This is a genomic window from Rathayibacter tritici (assembly GCF_002932875.1).
Taxonomy (GTDB): domain Bacteria; phylum Actinomycetota; class Actinomycetes; order Actinomycetales; family Microbacteriaceae; genus Rathayibacter; species Rathayibacter tritici.
In genome coordinates this window covers 1-17,044 of the sequence record NZ_PSWS01000023.1, presented here as the reverse complement: position 1 = coordinate 17,044, position 17,044 = coordinate 1, and the positions used below count along the sequence as shown (strand labels likewise).

Here is a 17,044-nt window from a genome sequence, read left to right as displayed (position 1 = left end):
AGCCATACCGCGGCCAGGCGTCGTGCGCGTCAGTCGTTCCGATGAGCCGCTCATGACGGCGATCCGGCGAGGATGAACAGCCCCGTGATACGGCCGTCGTCACGAAAAACAACGCGTGCGGTGCAGTCGTCGTGCTCGAAGACGAGTCGTGTATTCGTGATGATCAGCCGTGAAGCCCGGACCGCCTCGGTCCCCGCTCTCCGATCGAACGTCCCCGCTGCGGAGATGATCTTCGACCACGCCGCCGCTAATCCGTCCGCAGTGACGCTCTCGCGCAGAGCGTCATCAAATTCCTCTACGACGGCTTGCCACTCTCCACGAACGAGGTGATCGATGGCCGTCGTTGCGCGCTCGATGACGGCTGGTTCGACCCGTGCTTCCGAGGCGCGCGTCTCGCTCGGGACATTCGACGTGGCGGGGATGGAGTGGCTGAAGCGTTGAAAGGCCGCCTGCCTGCTGACGCCGAGCACTTCCCCAATCTGCTGCCACGTGAGGCCATCACGACGCGCGGCGTCGACGGCGGCGGTCAAGAGTCCGCCAGCCTGCTCACTGATCTCCTGCGCGGCCGCGACGGTGTCGAGCGGCCGCTCGGTCTCCTGGAGCACCGGTGAAGCGAGTACCTCTCCGACGCTTCGGTAGAGCTGACGCGCCTGCTGAGCAACCGTCTTGGACATGTGTCAAGACTACCTTGACACAGGCGGAGAATCTTGGTGCGTGTGAGATTCCGCGCCTACTGCTCGGACGCCTGCTTGAGCATCGAGCGGAGGCGCCGGGCTTCGTCCGTGGGTCCGTTGATCTCGTGGGCGAGCTGGCCCCGACCGTGCGGCGTGGAACAGCACGTGAATGGCGCGCAGGGCGCCGGTTGAGGGACAGGCGCAGCGGTGGCCCGTCTCCACGGGCATGCGGAAGAGCCGGGCCCCGCTGGGGGCCCGGCTCGTCCAACGGAAGCGTCAGGAAGCGGTCGATGCCGCGTTCTGCGCGGCGCTCTGCGGCTCGTCGTCGGCGACCCACAGCTCGTCGTCGGCGCGGAAGGTCTGCCAGACGGCGTAGCCGATACCGCCGACGGCGACGAGAGCGGCACCGATCGCGAAGACAGTGCCAACCCTGTTCTTCTTCTTCGGAGGAGTGGTGAGCTCCTGCCAGCGCGCCTTCGAGATCTCGCCGAGCTTCGCGCGGTTCTTCGAGTCCTTCGCGGCCTCGAATGCGGCCGCGGCAGTGCCCCCGACAGCAGCGAACGTGGGGAGGACCTTGTGCTTGTAAGCATCGCGGGCCGAGGAGTACGTACCCTCGACGGCGGAGAGGCCGTTGTCGTAGACAGGCTTGACGCGGGAGTTGTACGTGCCCTTGACCAGGGGCACGACCTCCTTCTTCGCGTACTGAGCCGCCTGACGGCGGCTCTTCTCGAGAACGGAGGCCGCGTGCGACAGCACTTCCTGCTGCTCGCTCCACACCGCCTCAGCGTTCTTGCGAAGACGCTTGAGGTCCTTCTTGTGCTTACGTGACAGACCCATGTTGGTCCTCCATCGGCTACGAGCAGCGAACGCGTCAATACTGCCACTCATCGATCCGCGTCCGCACCGCGCACCCAGCGCATTGACACCCTGCGTTGCAGGGGCCTACAGACGCGCTGTGCGAGAATCCGAGCATGCCTTTGCACACCGCAGTCGCGACGTTCCACACCAACAAGGGCGACATCGTCGTCAACCTCTATGGGAACCACGCTCCCCAGACGGTCCGCAACTTCGTCGGTCTTGCGACCGGTGACATCGAGTGGACCCACCCCGCCACAGGCGCGAAGACAAAGGAGCCGCTCTACAACGGCACGGTCTTCCACCGCATCATCCCCGACTTCATGCTCCAGGGTGGTGACCCGCTCGGTCAGGGCATCGGCGGCCCGGGCTACCAGTTCGACGACGAGATCAACCCCGAGCTCGACTTCACCCAGCCCTACATCCTCGCGATGGCGAACGCCGGCAAGCAGGCGGGCCGTGGCACGAACGGCTCGCAGTTCTTCATCACCGTAGCGCCGACTACGTGGCTGCAGGGCAAGCACACCATCTTCGGTGCCGTCGTCGACGAGGAGTCGAAGAAGCTCGTTCAGGCGCTCTCGGCGGTCCCCACGGACGGCCGTGACAAGCCGCTCGACGACGTCGTGATCGAGACCGTCGAGATCACCGAGGTCTGATCGCCTCGTCCCACACTCATTCGAGGGCCGGGTCCGTCAGGGCCCGGCCCTTTCTCTCCCCGGAGGCACGTCCGTGACCCAGGTCCCGCCGAGCAGCAGCTACTCCTGCTATCGCCACCCCGATCGGCAGAGCTTCGTGCGCTGCCAGCGTTGCGGACGCACGATCTGCGGTGAATGCCAGACCCCCGCTCCCGTCGGCGTGATCTGCCCGGACGACATGGCGCAGCAGCGCGCCACCGCCCCGCGCACCCGCAGTCCGCTCGTCTCGCGCGTGCGGGCGATGACCCGGGCCGACCAGCCGACGGTGACCTACGCGATCATCGCGCTCTGCGTCGTGCTGTGGATCGTCGAGATCCTCCCCGTCGTCGGCGAACCCGCGATCAATGCCCTGCTGTATGCCCCCGCCTACACGCTGTCCGACTTCGGGGCCGGCTTCGAGCCGTGGCGGATGCTCACCTCGGTGTTCCTGCACAGCACATCGCTCTTCTTCGTCATCCCGTTCCACCTGGTGCTGAACATGTACACGCTGTGGGTGTTCGGCATGGTGCTCGAGCGGATGCTGGGCCGCGGGCGCTACCTGACCCTCTTCCTCCTCAGCGGATTCGCCGGCTCGGTCGGTGTGCTCCTCCTCGCAGACCCGTTGACTCCGGTGATCGGCGCATCCGGCGCGATCTTCGGGCTGATGGGCGCATATCTGGTGATCCTGCGGCATCTGGGCGGTCAAGCCCAGCAGCTGCTGGTCCTGGTCGGGCTCAATCTCGTCATCGGCTTCCTGCCGGGAATGAACGTGGCCTGGCAGGCACACGTCGGCGGGTTGGTCGCGGGTGCCCTGATCGGGCTCGTGTTCACGCGGACGCGGCAGCGCACGCAGCGGAGCACGCAGAATCTGCTCGTCGGGCTGATCGGGGTCGGACTCATCGCGATCACCGCAGGGGCGTACGTTCTGGGCTGAGTCGGTCGCGACCCGCGGTGGCGGGCTCGGGGGTGCCTTCGGCGCGTTCGGGCCCGCCCTGTCGTTCCGCGCTGAGTGGTTCTCGCCGCCGCTCCTCCCTGTCCTGTCTCCACCGCTCTCAACAGCTGGGGAGGAAGTTATCCACAGAGTTGTTAACACTGGGGACAACGCCTCGAGTGTCCTCCCCGGGAGGACCTGGCAGGAGCAGAGATGTGCGTGATCGCCACCGCACTGGTGCGGATCCCTGCCGTCCACCCCTTGAGGACGCCCGTCGGCGGCAGTCTGCGCAGTTCTCCACAGGAGATTCCACAGCTGGGGATAATTACAGCGGTGTAGTTCGGCTCCGGACGGCAACGAGTGCTGTCGCATCCCGGTCCCCATCGCGGCGCAGGGACGTGGCGAAGCCCCCCGCTCGGAACGCGGATGCGCTCGCGGCGGCCTGGTCTGCTCCCACTTCGATCACGACGACGCCGTGGGGTGTGAGCCAGGGACCCGCCTCCTGCGCGATGCGCCGGTGCAGCGCGAGCCCGTCCTGCCCGCCGTCGAGAGTGAGCCGCGGCTCGTGCACGCGAGCCTCGGGCGGCATCAGGGCGATCGCGGCGGTGGGGACGTAGGGGGCGTTCACGACCACCACGTCGATCCGTCCGCGCTCTGGCGGGGGAAGAGCATCGAAGAGGTCGCCCTCGAGGACGGCAGCGCGTCCTGCGAGTGTGCGGCGGGCGCACGCGACCGCGGCGGGAGAGAGGTCCGCGGCGAGCAGGCGCACGTCGGGGCGCTCCTCGGCGATCGAACGCGCGAGAGCGCCGGAGCCGCAGCAGAGGTCGAGGACGACGGCACCGGCCGGGAGGAGTTCGAGGGCGCAGTCGACCAGCCATTCGGTCCGCACCCGGGGTACGAAGACGCCCGGTTCGACGGGGATGCGCAGACCGCGGAAGGCGACCCAGCCGAGGATCTGCTCGAGGGGCTCACCCGTCTCGCGGCGACGCAGCAGCAGTTCGAGGGCGGCGGAGGAATCGGCGGCCTCCTCGAGCAGGCCGGCCTCCTCTTCGGCGAAGACGCAGCCGACAGCGCGCAGCCGCTCCACGGACGACGAACGCCCCGTCGGCGGACCGGACGGGGCGTCGTTCACTGCTCGGGGGCTAGCGCCAGCGCGTGGTCATCAGGAAGCCGATGAACGCGATGCCGAAGCCGATCAGGATGTTGAGGTTGCCGAGATCAGGGACCGGCAGAGTGCCCTGGCTCACGTAGAAGACGATGATCCAGGCGAGTCCGATCAGCATGAACCCGAACATCACCGGCTTGAACCAGACCGGATTCGGTGCGTTCTCGCCGGTCCGAGTCTCGTCGCGCTCGGCCTTCGGGCTCTTCGTCGCTCGTGCCATGCCGACCACTGTACCGGGCGGAGGCTCCCGGCCGGGAGCGCCGTGGCGCTGTGCCGACTCGCGGCGTGGTCGGTCGGCCGCTTCGAGGCGTGATCCTTCCCTCCCCAAGCGGCGGTTCGAGAGGTTCTCCCCAGCTCGCGAGGGAGCGCCGCAGCCCGCCGCGGCTCGCGCCTAGACTCGTCGCATGACCGCCCAGAACCCCGACGCGACGGCTCTGCGGCCGCGAGGGAAGCGACGACGGGCCCGCCCGGGCCGACGCCTCTCGTTCTTCGGAGTCGTCGGCGAGCTCCTGATGACCGCCGGCGTCCTGGTCCTGCTCTTCCTTGCCTGGCAGCTGTGGTGGAACGACGCGGTGATCGCCGGTCAGCAGACGACTCAGGCGGCGGAGCTCCGTGAGAGCTGGGGCGACTCCGCTCCTGCACCGCAGGCGACCGAGGCCGCCTCCGCGGAGCCGGTCGTCGCGACGGCCGCCGCCCTCGACACCTCCTTCGGCAACCTCTACATCCCGCGCTATGGCGAGGGCTGGGTGCGCACGATCGCCGAGGGTATCGACGCCGAGAACGTGCTCGACGAGGGCAGCATCGGCCACTACCCCGGGACGCAGATGCCCGGCCAGGCCGGCAACTTCGCGCTCGCCGCTCACCGCAGCGCCTACGGCGGCGGCATGCACCTGATCGACGAGCTCCAGCTCGGCGACCCGATCTACATCGAGACGGCGGACGGCTGGTACACCTACCGCTTCCGCAACCTCGAGTACGTCCAGCCCTCCGACGTCCAGGTGATCGACCCCGTCCCGTGGACCCCGGACGCGGCCCCGACCGACCGCCTGATCACGCTGACGAGCTGTAATCCGCTCTACTCGACGGCCGAGCGCATCATCGCGTACGGCGTGTTCGATTCGTTCCAGCCGCGCTCCGCGGGCGCCCCCGCCGAGATCGCCGGCTCGCTGGCGCAGGAGGGCTGATCGTGTACGCAGCGCTGTGGCGTCTCCTGCCCGGGCCCTGGTGGGTCCGGCTCCTGATCGTTCTCGTCCTCGTCACGGCGGTGCTGGCCGCGCTCGATGAGTGGGTGTTCCCGTGGGTGCAGTCGCTGGTGCTCGACCGGAACGTGACCGTCGGATCGTGAGCGTCGGCGCGGCCCCGCGGATCCTCGTCGTGGACCACCACGACAGCTTCGTCTTCACGCTGGTCGCCTACCTCCGCGAGCTCGGGGCACAGGTCGACGTGGTCGAGGGCGACGAACTCGGCACTGAGGCGCTGCTCGCACGCGCGGAGCAGGCGGACGGGGTTGTGGTCTCGCCGGGCCCGGGCCGCCCCGAGGACGTCCCTGCGTCGGCGGCGCTTGTGCACCGCTCGACCGAGTCGTGGCGGCCCCTGCTCGGTGTCTGCCTCGGCCACCAGGTGCTCGCGCATGCTCTCGGCGCGCGGGTCGTGGCGGCGCCGGAGCTGGTCCACGGCCGGACCTCGGACGTCCTGCACGACGGCGACCCGCTCTTCGACGGCCTGCCATCCGGCTTCGCCGCGATGCGGTACCACTCGCTCGCGGTCGACGACGACAGCCTGCCGGGGGAGCTGCGGGTGACGGCTCGGACACCGGAGGGAGTGGTCATGGCGCTCCGGCACCGGACGGCTCCGCTCGTCGGGGTGCAGTTCCATCCGGAGTCGGTTCTCACCGAGGGCGGACGACGCCTAGTGAAGAACTGGCTGCGCGAGGTCGGCACGTCCGCTTTTCCCGAGTTCCGGTCAACACTCCCGGCAGTGGCGCGTTAAGGCGGAATATGGCGCGTTAACGCGTCGATCTCTTCGCGGGTCGGAGGGGAGGGAGGCGGCGCCTTCGACCCCCGAACGGGGCCGCGGGTATGACCGCGTTTTCACCGCGTGAACCGCCGCCCGACGGGTGGATCGCGGGGTGCCTCCGAGCAAGTCGGGGCCATGCCAGCGGTCGGTCATGTCCACCCCCCTGTGGCCCCCCTCGGTAAGGTGACGCGATCTGACGGACTCGCGGCGGAGGATGCGGCGCTTCTTCCCTGCATAATCAGAGGGCGTCGGCAGGGGGTCGGCGCCGAAGAAGAGAAGTCCGGGGGACCACATGGTCGAATCGATCTCTTGGGCTTTCTCGGGAATTCGCGAGCTCGAGAATCTCGGTCCTCGCATCGTTGTGAAGCCGGGAACAGTTCCGAGCATTACCGGCTCGGGATTCGGCACTGGTGATCTGAGCGTCGTGCTGATGACCGTCTCGCCGTTACGCGTTCTTCGGGGAACCTGGTCGTCGGACGACACCGCTTTTCTCACCTTCACCTTCCTGATCGACGGCTTCGTGCGCATGGTCGCGCCGGACCGCACGGTGCTGCTCCGTCCCGGCTCCATCTCGTACCAGGCGGGGACGACAACGTTCACGACCGAGTCGACGACTCCGGCGACGATCCTCCAACTCTCCCTCCGCGCCGACGAAATGCGCCGCTACGGCTTCGATACGTCGGCCCTGGTCTACGCGCTCGATCCCGACGCCCGCTCCACCCGTGCCGCCTATGCCTTCACGACCGCCTTCGCACTCGCGGCGGAGTCCGGGACGGGCCTGCCCGGAGAGGGCGAGGTCACCGGCTTCGCGCACGTGGTCAAGCAGCTCCTCACCAGCGCTTTCCTCGCGGCGGTGAGCGCGCAGCCGGGCGCCACCAGTGTGCGAGCCGCGACCCTCGGGCGCGCCCGCACGGTCATCGACCGCACGCACCGCACCCCGCGCTGCACTCCGGAGGCGGTCGCGGACGCGGTGAACGTGTCCACTCGCTCCCTGCAGCGGCTCTTCGAGGACGCCGGGACGACGGTCGCGAGTGAGATCGAGCGTTCCCGGGTCGCGAGCGCCGTCGAGCTGCTGCGCCGCCGCCCGCGGGAGGTCCCGCTCGAGGCGATCGCGGCCGCCTCCGGCTTCTCCTCGGCGGACCACCTCCGCCGGGCGCTCAGGCGGCGCGAAGGGCTCACGCCCAGTGACATCCGCGGCAGGATCGGACGGCCGGTGGACGACTCCACCGTCGGCGAGGTCGTGCGCCTCCAGCCTCCGCTCGCGGGCGCGCGCCGGGCATAGCCGTCGCTCGCCTCGGCGGCCACGCAGGAGGCGCTTCGGGCAACCCCGCCGTCAGGAGCACCCGTCGCCACCGAGGCCGCCTTCTCGCCCCGAGCGGGTCGCGGCGAGAGCCGTCAGCCTGCGCAGTAGCCGAGCCGGACGGTCGACCCCTGCGGGACGTCGCCCGGAGCCAGGGACTGCGTCGTGATGGGCGGGTTCGCCCGGGTCGCGTCGCAGGTCCTGTCGGGGACCTCGACTCCGACCAGCTGCAGCTTCTCGGACGCGAGAGTGGCCAGCGCACTGCTGAGCGACGTTCCCACGAGGTCGGGGAGGGTGACCTGGCCGGAGGAGACGGTGAGATCGACCGGCGTGCCCGGTACAACCTGCTGACCCGCTCCAGGGGAGGTGGAGAGGACGACGTCGCCGGGGACGGTCGGCGAGTTCTCGCGGGTTTGCGAGCCCTCAATGAAGCCGCCGGCGGTCAGCGCGTCGATGGCTTGAGCGAGGGTGCGGCCGACCGTGTCCGGCACGGCAACGGGCTGCGGGCCCTGCGAGACGACGACGCGGATGACCGTCTCGGGCGCGACGATCGTGCCCGAGCCCGGATCCGTCCGGATCACCTCGCCCTCGGGGACGGTCGAGTTGTACTCCGCGACCTGGCTCGGCACGAGGTCGAGCTCCGTCAGGGTCGACTGGGCACTGTCGTAGGTCGTCTCGGTGAGGCTCGGGACCTCGCGCGACTGCGAGGGCAGCGTCGACGCGGGCTGGAGCGTCAGAACCCAGATCACCAGAGCAGCGACGATCACGGCGAGCACGACGATGGAGGACCAGATCCAGAGGACCGGAGGGCGGCGCTGGGTGCGAACGAAGGAGTTGTCTTCGGCCAGCTGGCGCAGGGCGAACTCCGAGTCGTTCACTCCGCCCTGGTTGCGGGCAGCGAAGAGCGAGGTGGTCAACTCGTCGATCGGGCGGTGATCGGGCAGGCGTCCGGCGGCGGCGTCGCGCAGGTCGTCGCGGAACTCCGCCGCGCCCTGGAAGCGCTCGTAGCGGTCCTTCGACAGCGCGCGCGCCACGACGGCGTCCAGTGCCGGTGTGACGGCGGGGTTGATCGAACTCGGCGCCGGCGGCGTCTCGCTGACGTGCTGGTAGGCGACGGCGACGGGGGTGTCGCCGCGGAAGGGGGCCCGGCCGGTGAGCAGCTCGAAGAGCACGATGCCGGCGGAGTAGAGGTCGCTGCGGGCGTCGACCTGCTCGCCTTTCGCCTGCTCGGGGGAGAAGTAGGCCGCGGTGCCGAGGATCGCCGTCGTCTGCGCAACGGTCGCGGCGGAGTCGGAGACGGCGCGAGCGATGCCGAAGTCCATCACCTTCACCTGGCCCGACGGGGTCAGCATGATGTTGCCGGGCTTGATGTCGCGGTGGACGACGCCCGCGCGGTGCGAGTACTCCAGGGCGGTGAGGATGCCCTCCGCGATGCGGACGGCCTCATCGACGTCGAGAGGGCCCTCGGCGATGAGGTCCTTCAGCAGGCGGCCCTCGATGTGCTCCATGACGATGAAGGGGCGACGCGACTCGCCGCCGGTGTCGTCGACGGTGACCTCCTCGCCGGCATCGAAGACACGGACGATCGTGGGATGCGACATCCGCGATGCGGACTGCGCCTCCTGACGGAACCGCAGCCGGAAGGCGGAGTCGGAGGAGAGGGAGAGCTTCAGCTCCTTGATCGCGACGGTGCGCCCGAGCCGGGTGTCCGTGCCGAGATACACCTCGGACATCCCGCCGCGGCCGAGCCGGGGCCCGACCTGGTACCGTCCCGCGATCAGGCGACCCTCATCCGTCACGCGCACGCTCCCGCCCTGTACTTCCGTGTGGTGCGGCCCCGAGGAGCCAGGGCAAGTGTACCTATGGGCTTCTGGTGTTCCGGGCGGGGCGCCCTCTGCTACCTCGTTGGTGACGGTGTGCTCGTCGTCGCGGCCGGTGTCGGCGTGTCGGAGGGAGCGGGCTGCTCGACGGTGACGGAGAGGGTGGGCGATGCCGCCGACTCCGACCCTCCGCAGGTGACGGTGTAGGTGATCGAGATCGTTCCGGCCGTCGGTCCGGCCTGGATCGTCGCCTTCGTCCCGTCGGTGGAGATCACGCTCGCGCCCTCGCCCGCCGCGGTCGCCGTGTACTTCGACACCGTGGTTCCGCTCGGGCACTGGTTGTAATTGCTCCAAGAGACGTCGAACGTCGCGCCCGCCTTGACGCTGGAGGCGGCCGGCGTGACCGACGGCACGGCCGTGGGGGCGCTGGGAACCGCAACCTCGGTGTAGACGGAGACCTCGATGGTCGTACCCCTGACCACGTTCGCGGTGGGGTTCACGTCCTCGACGAGTCCGACCTGATCAGCGGTGGGGGCGCTCGGCCCGTCGGCGCGCCGCACGCCCATGCCCAGCGCGTCGAGTGCGGTCTCGACTTCGTCGAATGGTCGCCCGATGTAGTCGTTCTTGTTGATCACGACCGTGGTGGACGTCGGGGTCGCCGAGGGAGTCGGGGTCGCCGACGGTGTCGGTGACGGCGCCGTGCTGGTCGGAGCGGACGGGCTCGGCGCGGGTTCGGCGGCGCCGCCGGTGGTCAGCGCGAAGATCGTGCCGGCGATGACGACGGCGAGGATCACGATGAGCGCGACCAGCGGCCAGGTCCACGGGCTGCGCTTGCGCGGCTCCTCGAACGGAACCGCGGGCTCCTCCACCGGGAAGAACGGAGCGGCGGCTGCGGCCGCACCCGAGGGCAGAACCGTGGTCGCCTGCGTCGCCCCCTGGTTCGAGGGGAGGACCGTGGTGGCCTGCGTGGCCGGGAGATCGCTCAGGACAGCGGGGACGGCGAGGGCCGCTCCGCGCACGTCGCCCGAGCGCAGCGCCTGAGCCGCCCGCGCGAGGTGGGCGGCGGTCGCCGGGCGGTCGGCGGGCTTCTTGGCGATGCAGGAGTAGACGAGGTTCCGAACCGGCTCGGCGACCGTGACCGGCAGCTCGGGCGGGGTGTCGTTGATCTGCGCCATTGCAATCGCGACCTGCGACTCGCCGGTGAACGGCCGGCGCCCGGCCAGGCACTCGTACGCCACGATGCCCAGCGAGTAGATGTCGGTCGCGGGGGAGGCGGGCTGCCCGCTCGCCTGCTCCGGGGACAGGTACTGGACCGTGCCCATGACCTGGCCGGTCGCCGTCAGCGGGACCTGGTCCGCGATGCGGGCAATGCCGAAGTCGGTGATCTTGACGCGTCCGTCAGGAGTGATCAGCAGGTTGCCGGGCTTCACGTCGCGGTGCACGAGACCCGCGGCGTGCGCGGCGTGCAGGGCAAGCGCGGTCTGCGCGACGATGTCGAGGACCTTGTCGGTCGAGAGGACCCGCTCGCGCTCGAGGACGGTCGAGAGCGCCTCGCCGGGGACGAGCTCCATGACCAGGTAGGCCGAGCCGTCCTCCTCGCCGTAGTCGTACACGTTGGCGATGCCCTCGTGGTTGACCAGCGCCGCGTGGCGGGCCTCGGCGCGGAAGCGCTCGAGGAAGCCGGGGTCGCCGAGGTACTCGTCCTTCAGGATCTTGATCGCGATGGTGCGGCCGATGACCAGATCGGTCGCCTGCCATACCTCTCCCATGCCGCCGATGGCGATCCGGGACTGCAATTCGTAACGTCCCCCGAAGGTGAGGCCTGTCGTGGGTCTCATTTGTTCAGCACCGCCTCTAGTACCTGTTGTCCGATGGGTGCGGCGATCAGGTTGCCGTACCCGGTCTGGCCGAGCCCGCCACCGTTCTCCACGAGCACGGTGATGGCGTACTGCGGGTCGTTCGCAGGCGCGAAGCCGGTGAACCAGAGGGTGTACGGGTCGTCTGCGCCGTTCTCGGCGGTACCGGTCTTACCGGCCACAGTGACGCCCCCTATTGTTGCATTCGTCGCCGCGCCGCCCTGGACGCTGGCGACCATCATCGCCTTGATGGCGTCCGCGGTCTGCGTGCTCACCGCCCGGCCGAGCGACTTCTCCTGGAACTTCTGCAGAACGCTGAGGTCCTGCGAGCGGATCGAATCGACCAGGTTCGGCTGCATCACCTCGCCGCCGTTCGCGATCGCCGCCGAGACCATCGCGATCTGCAGCGGCGTCGCCTTGACCTCGAACTGACCGAAGGCGGTGAGGGCGGTCTGCGCGTCATCCGTCTTCGCGGGGTACACGCTGGCCTCGACGGACATGGGGATCTCCAGCTTCGTGTCGAAGCCGAACTTCTCGGCCTGCGAGCGGATCGCGTCCGCGCCCAGCTGCACGCCCATCTCGGCCATCGGGACATTGCACGAGAGCGAGACGGCGGTGGCCAGCGTGACCGTGTCTCCGGAGCCGCAGAGACCGCCTCCGGAGTTGATCACCCGCGAGGAGGAGCCGGGCAGCGTGTAGGCCTCGACGTTGGGGAAGCTCGAGTCGGCGGTGAAGCGGCCGGACTCGAGGGCGGCCGAAGCGACGACGAGCTTGAAGACGGACCCGGGCGGGTTGAGCGAGCCGCCGATCGCGCGGTTCACGAGCGGCTGCGAGGAGTCGTCGTCGAGCGCCCGGTAGGCGGCGAGCACGTCGTCGGTGTCGCGGGAGGCGAGGGCGGCGGGGTCGAAGGCGGGCTTGGAGACCATCGCGAGGATGCGGCCGGTCGCTGGTTCTGTCACGACGACTGCTCCGGTGTCGTCGCCGAGGGCGTCGAAGGCGGCCTGCTGCGCGACCGGGTCGATCGAGAGTTCGACCGAGGCACCCTTCGGATCCTGACCCGTCACGAGGTTGTTGATCTCGTCGAAGAACTGCGAGTTCGAGGTGCCGGAGAGGTAGTCGTTGAGCGAGCGCTCGATGCCGGTCGTGCCCTGGTTCAGGGTGAAGTAGCCGGACACGGCGGAGTAGAGCGGACCGTTCGCGTACTGCCGTTGGAACTTGTAGAGGTCGTTCGAGGGCGTCGAGGAGGCGATCGGCTGACCGGCGGCGAGGATCGCGCCGCGCTCGGTCGAGAAGCTCTCGTAAAGGGTTCGCGTGTTACGGCCGTCCTCGTCGAGGGAATCGGCCTGGATCATTTGGATGGAGGTCGTGGAGACGAAGAGGGCCACGAACATCGTCAGCACGACGAGGCTCACCCGTTTGAGTTCTCGGTTCATCGACGGATCACACCACCAGACGAGGCTGACTGCGGACTGTGTCGGACAGGCGCAACAGCACCGCCACGATCATCCAGTTCGCCACGAGGGAGGAGCCGCCGGCGGCCAGGAACGGTGTGGTCAGGCCGGTTAACGGGATCACGCGGGTGACGCCTCCGATGACGATGAAGCACTGGAGAGCGATCACGAACGAGAGGCCGACTCCCAGCAAGCGCCCGAAGTCGTCCTGGCCGGCGAAGCCGATCCGGAACCCGCGCGAGACCAGCAGAAGGTAGAGGCCGAAGATCGCGAAGAGCCCGGCGAGGCCCAGCTCCTCGCCGAGGCTCGCGATGATGTAGTCGGACTGCGGGACCGGCGTGAGATCCGGCATCCCCTGACCGAGGCCCGTCCCGAGCAGGCCGCCGTGCGCGAGGCCGAAGAGGCCCTGCACGAGCTGGTAGCTGCCGCCCGGATCCGCCCCGTAGCGCTCGGCGCTCAAGGGCTCGAGCCAGTTCGCGAAGCGGTTACCGACGTAGCTGAGCGTCTGGCTCGCCAGGAGTGCACCGCCGAGGAACAGTCCGACGCCGATGAGGACCCAGCCGGTACGGCCGGTCGCGACGTACAGCATCACCAGGAACAGGCCGAAGTAGAGCAGCGCCGTGCCCAGGTCGCGCTGGAAGACGATGACCCCCATCGTGACGGCCCAGACCACCAGGATCGGGCCGAGATCGCGCAGGCGGGGGAAGCGCATTCCGAGGACGGTGCGGCCCACCATCGAGAGGGAGTCGCGGTTGCGCACGAGATAGCCGGCGAAAAAGACGCCCAGGGCGATCTTGGCGATTTCGCCGGGCTGGAAGCTCGCGACGTCGCCGATGCCGATCCAGACCCGCGCCCCGCTGACCTCGCGGCCGATGAAGGGGAGGAGCGGCAGAAGCAGCAGCACGATCGCCGCGAATCCGGCGACGTAGGTGTACCGGAACAGCACGCGGTGGTTGCGGATCACCAGCAGGACCACGATGGCGGCGACCACCGCGAGTCCGCTCCAGAAGAGCTGCCGCACGGCCACGGAGTCCCAGCCGGTGACTCCGTCGGCGATGTCGATGCGGTAGATCTCGGCCACGCCCAGGCCGTTCAGGACCGTCGCGATGGGCAGCAGGAACGGATCCGCGGCCGGGGCGGCGAAGCGCAACACCACGTGGACGGCGAGCACGAGGGCCGAGAGGCCGGCGCCGAGCGAGACGAGGGTGGTGTCGACCGCGCCGAGCGCGCCGAGCTGCACGAGGATGATCGCGCCCGCGTCGATGACGCAGGCGACAACCAGCAGAAGCAGCTCGAGGTTGCGCAGCTTCTGCCGGAAGAAGCCCTGCCGCTCGGAGGCGGGGCGGGAGGTGGCCGTGGCGGCGTCCGTCATGGTGCTCCGTTCGCGTCCGTGAGGCGTTCGACGATGTCGACCGCGCCGGCGTAGGAGTCGGCGCTGATCGTCTGCTCCACTTGCTCGACGTCGTAGGCGCGGAGGGAGTCGAGCGGGATGCCCGTGTCCTCCTTCACCTCCGAGAGCGAGAGCGGGCCAACCGACTGCTGGATGCCCTGGTAGATGATCACCGTGGTCCCGTCGGTACCGACGTAGAAGCGCGACTGCGTCCAGTCGTAGGCGAAGAGGATCCCGAGGAAGCCGATGATGAGCACGAGGGAGAGGCCGACGAGCCAGGTGATGCGGCGGCGCAGATGCCGGCGGCGGTCCTCCTCGATCAGCTCGTCGAGGTAGTCCTCGGACGCGGGCTCGAAGTGCGTGGGGCCCTGAGCGGCCGGTGCGCGGGTATGCAGGCGGAGGCCGGGGATGCGGACGCGGTTCTGCGAGTCATCCGTGGTGAGCGGAGTGGACGAGGCGGCGGAGCCGACGATCACCGGGTCCTCCGCGGGCGCGAGGATCTGCGCGGTGTCGCCCGCCCCGGGGATGTCGAGGATGACGACGGTGACGTTGTCGGGGGCGCCGTGCGAGAGGCTGTCGCGGATCAGGCGGTCGGCCACCTGCTGAGCGCTCTCGTCGCGGCTGAGCTCCTTGAGGATCTCGTCGTGCGGGACGACGCCGGAGAGGCCGTCCGAGCAGATCAGCCAGCGGTCGTGCGGCTCGGTCTCGAGCGTCAGCGTGTCGATCTCGGGGTTGGTGTGTACGTCGCCGAGCACCCGCATCAGGACGGAGCGGCGCGGATGCGTCATCGCCTCCTCCTCCGTGATGCGGCCGGAGTCGACCAGGCGCTGCACGAAGGTGTGGTCGGTCGTGACCTGCTCGAGCCGGCCGTCGCGGAGGACGTAGATGCGGGAGTCGCCGATGTGCGCGATCGCCACCGAGTCGCCGACCCGGGCGATCGCACTGACGGTGGTGCCCATGCCGGTGAGCTCGGGGTGATCGACCACGGCGTCGGCCAGCAAGGTGTTCGCGGCCAGTAGCGTGCGCTTGAGCTCGTCCTCGGCCTCGTACGTGGAGGCGTAGGCGCGGTCCGCCTCCACGATGCGCTTGATGGCGATGGAGGAGGCGACGTCTCCGCCGGCGTGTCCGCCCATCCCGTCGGCGACGACGAAGAGCTGCCGACCCGCATAGCCGGAGTCCTGGTTGTTGGAGCGGATCCGGCCGACATGCGAGACGGCGGCGCTCTCGCGCACCGCGCTGTGGCCGGAGCCGCTCTCCGGAGTGAGGGCCACGCGCTACGACCGCCGCAATTCGAAGGTGGTGGTGCCGACCTTCACGGGCGTGTTCAGCGGCACCTTGGTGGGGGCGCCGACGCGGCGGCCGTCGAGGAAGGTGCCGTTGGTCGAGTCGAGGTCCTGGATCATCCACTCGTCGTTCCACAGGAGCAGGCGCGCGTGGTGGGTCGAGGTGTAGTCGTCGCGGATAACCAGCGTCGACTCGGCGGAGCGGCCGATGGTCAGCGGGTCCCCGGTCAGTTCGAGCTCGGTGCCGCGCTTGGGGCCGGAGGTGATGACGAGGCGCTGCGCCGTGTGGACCGTCGCTGCCCCGCCCTGATCGGCGCCCGAGCGCTCGGCGGCCGACTCATGGGTCCGCCGGGCGGTCGGAGCGGCGGGCGGGGCGGCGGCGGGCTGGGCGGCCGCGGCGACGACAGGCTGGGCCGCCGTGACGAACGGAGCCTCGGGTGCGGCCTGAGCTCCGGACGGCAGCTTACGGACGCGCTGACCGAAGAGATCGGAGCGCAGCGCATAGACGATGCCGAACACGAAGAACCACAGCAGCGCGAGGAACGCGATGCGCAGGAGAAACAGAGTGAGCTCGCTCATAGCCGGTCGTCCCAGAACCCTTCGGAGCTGCGTCCGGCTGCTCGGCCGGACGACGGGCGGTCGGCGCGCGCGGGAGCGGAGCCCTGCACGACGCGGTAGACGATCGAGGTGCGTCCGATCGTGATGGTCTGCTCGGGGGCGAGCGGAGCCTGCGTCACGGGCCGACCGTCGAGCCTCGAGCCGTTCGTGGAGCCGAGGTCGTGCACCTGGGCGCGCGAGCCGTCCCAGAGGATCTCGACGTGCTTGCGCGAGGTGCCGGAGTCGTCCACGGTGATATCGGCGTCGCTCCCGCGCCCGATGACGGTGCGCGCCTTCGTGATCGGGTGGCGGCGGCCGTCGATGTCGAGGACGGGCGTGTAGGCGACGGTGCCCTTGACGCTGCGGGAGCCGACCTCGACCATGCCGTCGCTGAGCGCCGCATCGACGGCGAGCGAGATGTCGATCGGGCCGGGGAAGCGGTAGCCCTGCTTGGTGGCGTGCTCGGTGGCGACGGTGGTGAGCTCGTCGATCAACGTGGCGCCGATGCGCTGCATCCGGTCGAGGTCGGTCGCGGACATCCTCAGCACGAGGCTGTTGGGCACGAGGATGCGATCCCGGCTGACGACGGCGGCGGTGGTGTCGAGCTCTCGGCGGAGGGCGGAAGCGAGCTCGACCGGCTGCAGACCCGACTTGAAGGTCCGCGCGAACGCGCCGTTGACGACGCGCTCGAGTCCCTTCTCGAAGTTGTCCAGTATGCCCACAGTCTTCCGATCTTCCGGTTCTACACCTTCTCGGCGGTCGCGCACGGATCGAGATGTCTGCGCCCGTCGCTGCTTCCTTTTCTTGGTGTGCGCCGCGCACGGCTACGGGCATGTTACTGGGATGGTCTGGATGTGCGATCCTCCGCGGTGGTTTCGCGGGCGGAGGGCGGCGCGCGGGGGGTGGTGCCGGGCTCGTGCGGCCGGGCTCGTGGAGTCGGCCTCGGCTCGTGGGAATCGGGGAGTTCTGCGAGCCGAAGCGGGTTCTGCGAGCCGAAGGTGGCGGGGTGGGGTTGTTCGGCTCCCAGCGCCC

At 69.4% G+C, this 17,044-nt stretch carries 17 protein-coding genes; 6 read left to right on the top strand and 11 right to left on the bottom strand.

The genetic code is table 11. The features are described from left to right. Window positions 1-50 precede the first annotated feature (50 nt). Both C5D07_RS03225 and C5D07_RS03220 read right to left on the bottom strand, forming a co-directional pair. Complete coding sequence (locus tag C5D07_RS03225) at window positions 51-674, bottom strand: DUF3887 domain-containing protein (RefSeq protein WP_104258662.1); 624 nt, start codon at window positions 672-674, stop codon at window positions 51-53. 276 nt (window positions 675-950) lie between these two features. Next, window positions 951-1,511 (bottom strand): hypothetical protein, encoded by a 561-nt coding sequence (locus C5D07_RS03220; RefSeq protein ID WP_068250059.1) that lies wholly within the window; start codon window positions 1,509-1,511, stop codon window positions 951-953. Between the two features lie 134 nt (window positions 1,512-1,645). On the opposite strand from C5D07_RS03220, the gene C5D07_RS03215 reads away from it, so the two are divergent. After that, window positions 1,646-2,185 (top strand): peptidylprolyl isomerase, encoded by a 540-nt coding sequence (locus tag C5D07_RS03215; RefSeq protein ID WP_068250062.1) that lies wholly within the window; start codon window positions 1,646-1,648, stop codon window positions 2,183-2,185. A gap of 73 nt (window positions 2,186-2,258) precedes the next feature. Then, entirely contained in the window at window positions 2,259-3,137 is an 879-nt protein-coding gene (locus tag C5D07_RS03210; protein ID WP_068250064.1) for a rhomboid family intramembrane serine protease, read from the top strand. Window positions 3,138-3,459: 322 nt separating this feature from the next. On the opposite strand, the gene C5D07_RS03205 is transcribed toward C5D07_RS03210, so the two are convergent. Both C5D07_RS03205 and C5D07_RS03200 read right to left on the bottom strand, forming a co-directional pair. Further along, window positions 3,460-4,266 (bottom strand): putative protein N(5)-glutamine methyltransferase, encoded by an 807-nt coding sequence (locus C5D07_RS03205; RefSeq protein ID WP_181134350.1) that lies wholly within the window; start codon window positions 4,264-4,266, stop codon window positions 3,460-3,462. Between the two features lie 10 nt (window positions 4,267-4,276). After that, complete coding sequence (locus C5D07_RS03200; RefSeq protein ID WP_068256749.1) at window positions 4,277-4,519, bottom strand: cell division protein CrgA; 243 nt, start codon at window positions 4,517-4,519, stop codon at window positions 4,277-4,279. 184 nt (window positions 4,520-4,703) lie between these two features. On the opposite strand from C5D07_RS03200, the gene C5D07_RS03195 reads away from it, so the two are divergent. The 4 genes from C5D07_RS03195 to C5D07_RS03185 all read left to right on the top strand — a co-directional run bounded on the left by C5D07_RS03195 (window position 4,704) and on the right by C5D07_RS03185 (window position 7,597). After that, window positions 4,704-5,483, top strand: a complete 780-nt coding sequence (locus C5D07_RS03195) for a class E sortase (RefSeq protein ID WP_068250071.1) — start codon at window positions 4,704-4,706, stop codon at window positions 5,481-5,483. Window positions 5,484-5,485: 2 nt separating this feature from the next. Then, window positions 5,486-5,644 (top strand): hypothetical protein, encoded by a 159-nt coding sequence (locus C5D07_RS15645; RefSeq protein ID WP_167542316.1) that lies wholly within the window; start codon window positions 5,486-5,488, stop codon window positions 5,642-5,644. Continuing rightward, window positions 5,641-6,288 carry an anthranilate synthase component II gene (locus C5D07_RS03190; RefSeq protein WP_104258661.1) on the top strand — a complete coding sequence of 216 codons (648 nt, stop codon included), beginning with the start codon at window positions 5,641-5,643 and terminating at the stop codon, window positions 6,286-6,288. Before C5D07_RS15645 ends, C5D07_RS03190 begins: the two co-directional genes overlap by 4 nt. A 388-nt stretch (window positions 6,289-6,676) precedes the next feature. Further along, entirely contained in the window at window positions 6,677-7,597 is a 921-nt protein-coding gene (locus tag C5D07_RS03185; RefSeq protein WP_170063497.1) for a helix-turn-helix domain-containing protein, read from the top strand. A 113-nt stretch (window positions 7,598-7,710) separates the two neighbouring features. On the opposite strand, the gene pknB is transcribed toward C5D07_RS03185, so the two are convergent. The 7 genes from pknB to C5D07_RS03150 form a co-directional block, all read right to left on the bottom strand. Next, complete coding sequence (gene pknB / locus C5D07_RS03180) at window positions 7,711-9,420, bottom strand: Stk1 family PASTA domain-containing Ser/Thr kinase (RefSeq protein WP_428839185.1); 1,710 nt, start codon at window positions 9,418-9,420, stop codon at window positions 7,711-7,713. A 92-nt stretch (window positions 9,421-9,512) separates the two neighbouring features. Continuing rightward, complete coding sequence (locus tag C5D07_RS03175; RefSeq protein WP_068250080.1) at window positions 9,513-11,273, bottom strand: protein kinase domain-containing protein; 1,761 nt, start codon at window positions 11,271-11,273, stop codon at window positions 9,513-9,515. Continuing rightward, window positions 11,270-12,724 (bottom strand): peptidoglycan D,D-transpeptidase FtsI family protein, encoded by a 1,455-nt coding sequence (locus C5D07_RS03170; RefSeq protein ID WP_104258659.1) that lies wholly within the window; start codon window positions 12,722-12,724, stop codon window positions 11,270-11,272. The genes C5D07_RS03175 and C5D07_RS03170 overlap by 4 nt, the downstream gene beginning before the upstream one ends. Before the next feature lie 7 nt (window positions 12,725-12,731). Next, window positions 12,732-14,114 (bottom strand): FtsW/RodA/SpoVE family cell cycle protein, encoded by a 1,383-nt coding sequence (locus C5D07_RS03165; RefSeq protein ID WP_104258658.1) that lies wholly within the window; start codon window positions 14,112-14,114, stop codon window positions 12,732-12,734. Next, window positions 14,111-15,403, bottom strand: coding sequence for a Stp1/IreP family PP2C-type Ser/Thr phosphatase (locus C5D07_RS03160; RefSeq protein WP_237358211.1), 1,293 nt, complete (start codon window positions 15,401-15,403; stop codon window positions 14,111-14,113). Before C5D07_RS03160 ends, C5D07_RS03165 begins: the two co-directional genes overlap by 4 nt. Window positions 15,404-15,406: 3 nt before the next feature. Next, window positions 15,407-15,994 (bottom strand): FHA domain-containing protein FhaB/FipA, encoded by a 588-nt coding sequence (locus C5D07_RS03155; RefSeq protein ID WP_068250089.1) that lies wholly within the window; start codon window positions 15,992-15,994, stop codon window positions 15,407-15,409. Continuing rightward, the gene (locus tag C5D07_RS03150) at window positions 15,991-16,734 is read right to left on the bottom strand and encodes an FHA domain-containing protein (protein WP_068250091.1); all 744 of its coding nucleotides are present in this window, start codon (window positions 16,732-16,734) and stop codon (window positions 15,991-15,993) included. The genes C5D07_RS03155 and C5D07_RS03150 overlap by 4 nt, the downstream gene beginning before the upstream one ends. Between the last annotated feature and the right edge of the window lie 310 nt (window positions 16,735-17,044).

What these genes read in the sequence shown, in the direction of transcription:
- C5D07_RS03225 (WP_104258662.1), bottom strand. Translation starts at nt 674, where the DNA reads ATGTCCAAGACGGTTGCTCAGCAGGCGCGTCAGCTCTACCGAAGCGTC.
- C5D07_RS03220 (WP_068250059.1), bottom strand. Translation starts at nt 1,511, where the DNA reads ATGGGTCTGTCACGTAAGCACAAGAAGGACCTCAAGCGTCTTCGCAAG.
- C5D07_RS03215 (WP_068250062.1), top strand. Translation starts at nt 1,646, where the DNA reads ATGCCTTTGCACACCGCAGTCGCGACGTTCCACACCAACAAGGGCGAC.
- C5D07_RS03200 (WP_068256749.1), bottom strand. Translation starts at nt 4,519, where the DNA reads ATGGCACGAGCGACGAAGAGCCCGAAGGCCGAGCGCGACGAGACTCGG.
- C5D07_RS03195 (WP_068250071.1), top strand. Translation starts at nt 4,704, where the DNA reads ATGACCGCCCAGAACCCCGACGCGACGGCTCTGCGGCCGCGAGGGAAG.
- C5D07_RS03175 (WP_068250080.1), bottom strand. Translation starts at nt 11,273, where the DNA reads ATGAGACCCACGACAGGCCTCACCTTCGGGGGACGTTACGAATTGCAG.
- C5D07_RS03170 (WP_104258659.1), bottom strand. Translation starts at nt 12,724, where the DNA reads ATGAACCGAGAACTCAAACGGGTGAGCCTCGTCGTGCTGACGATGTTC.
- C5D07_RS03165 (WP_104258658.1), bottom strand. Translation starts at nt 14,114, where the DNA reads ATGACGGACGCCGCCACGGCCACCTCCCGCCCCGCCTCCGAGCGGCAG.
- C5D07_RS03155 (WP_068250089.1), bottom strand. Translation starts at nt 15,994, where the DNA reads ATGAGCGAGCTCACTCTGTTTCTCCTGCGCATCGCGTTCCTCGCGCTG.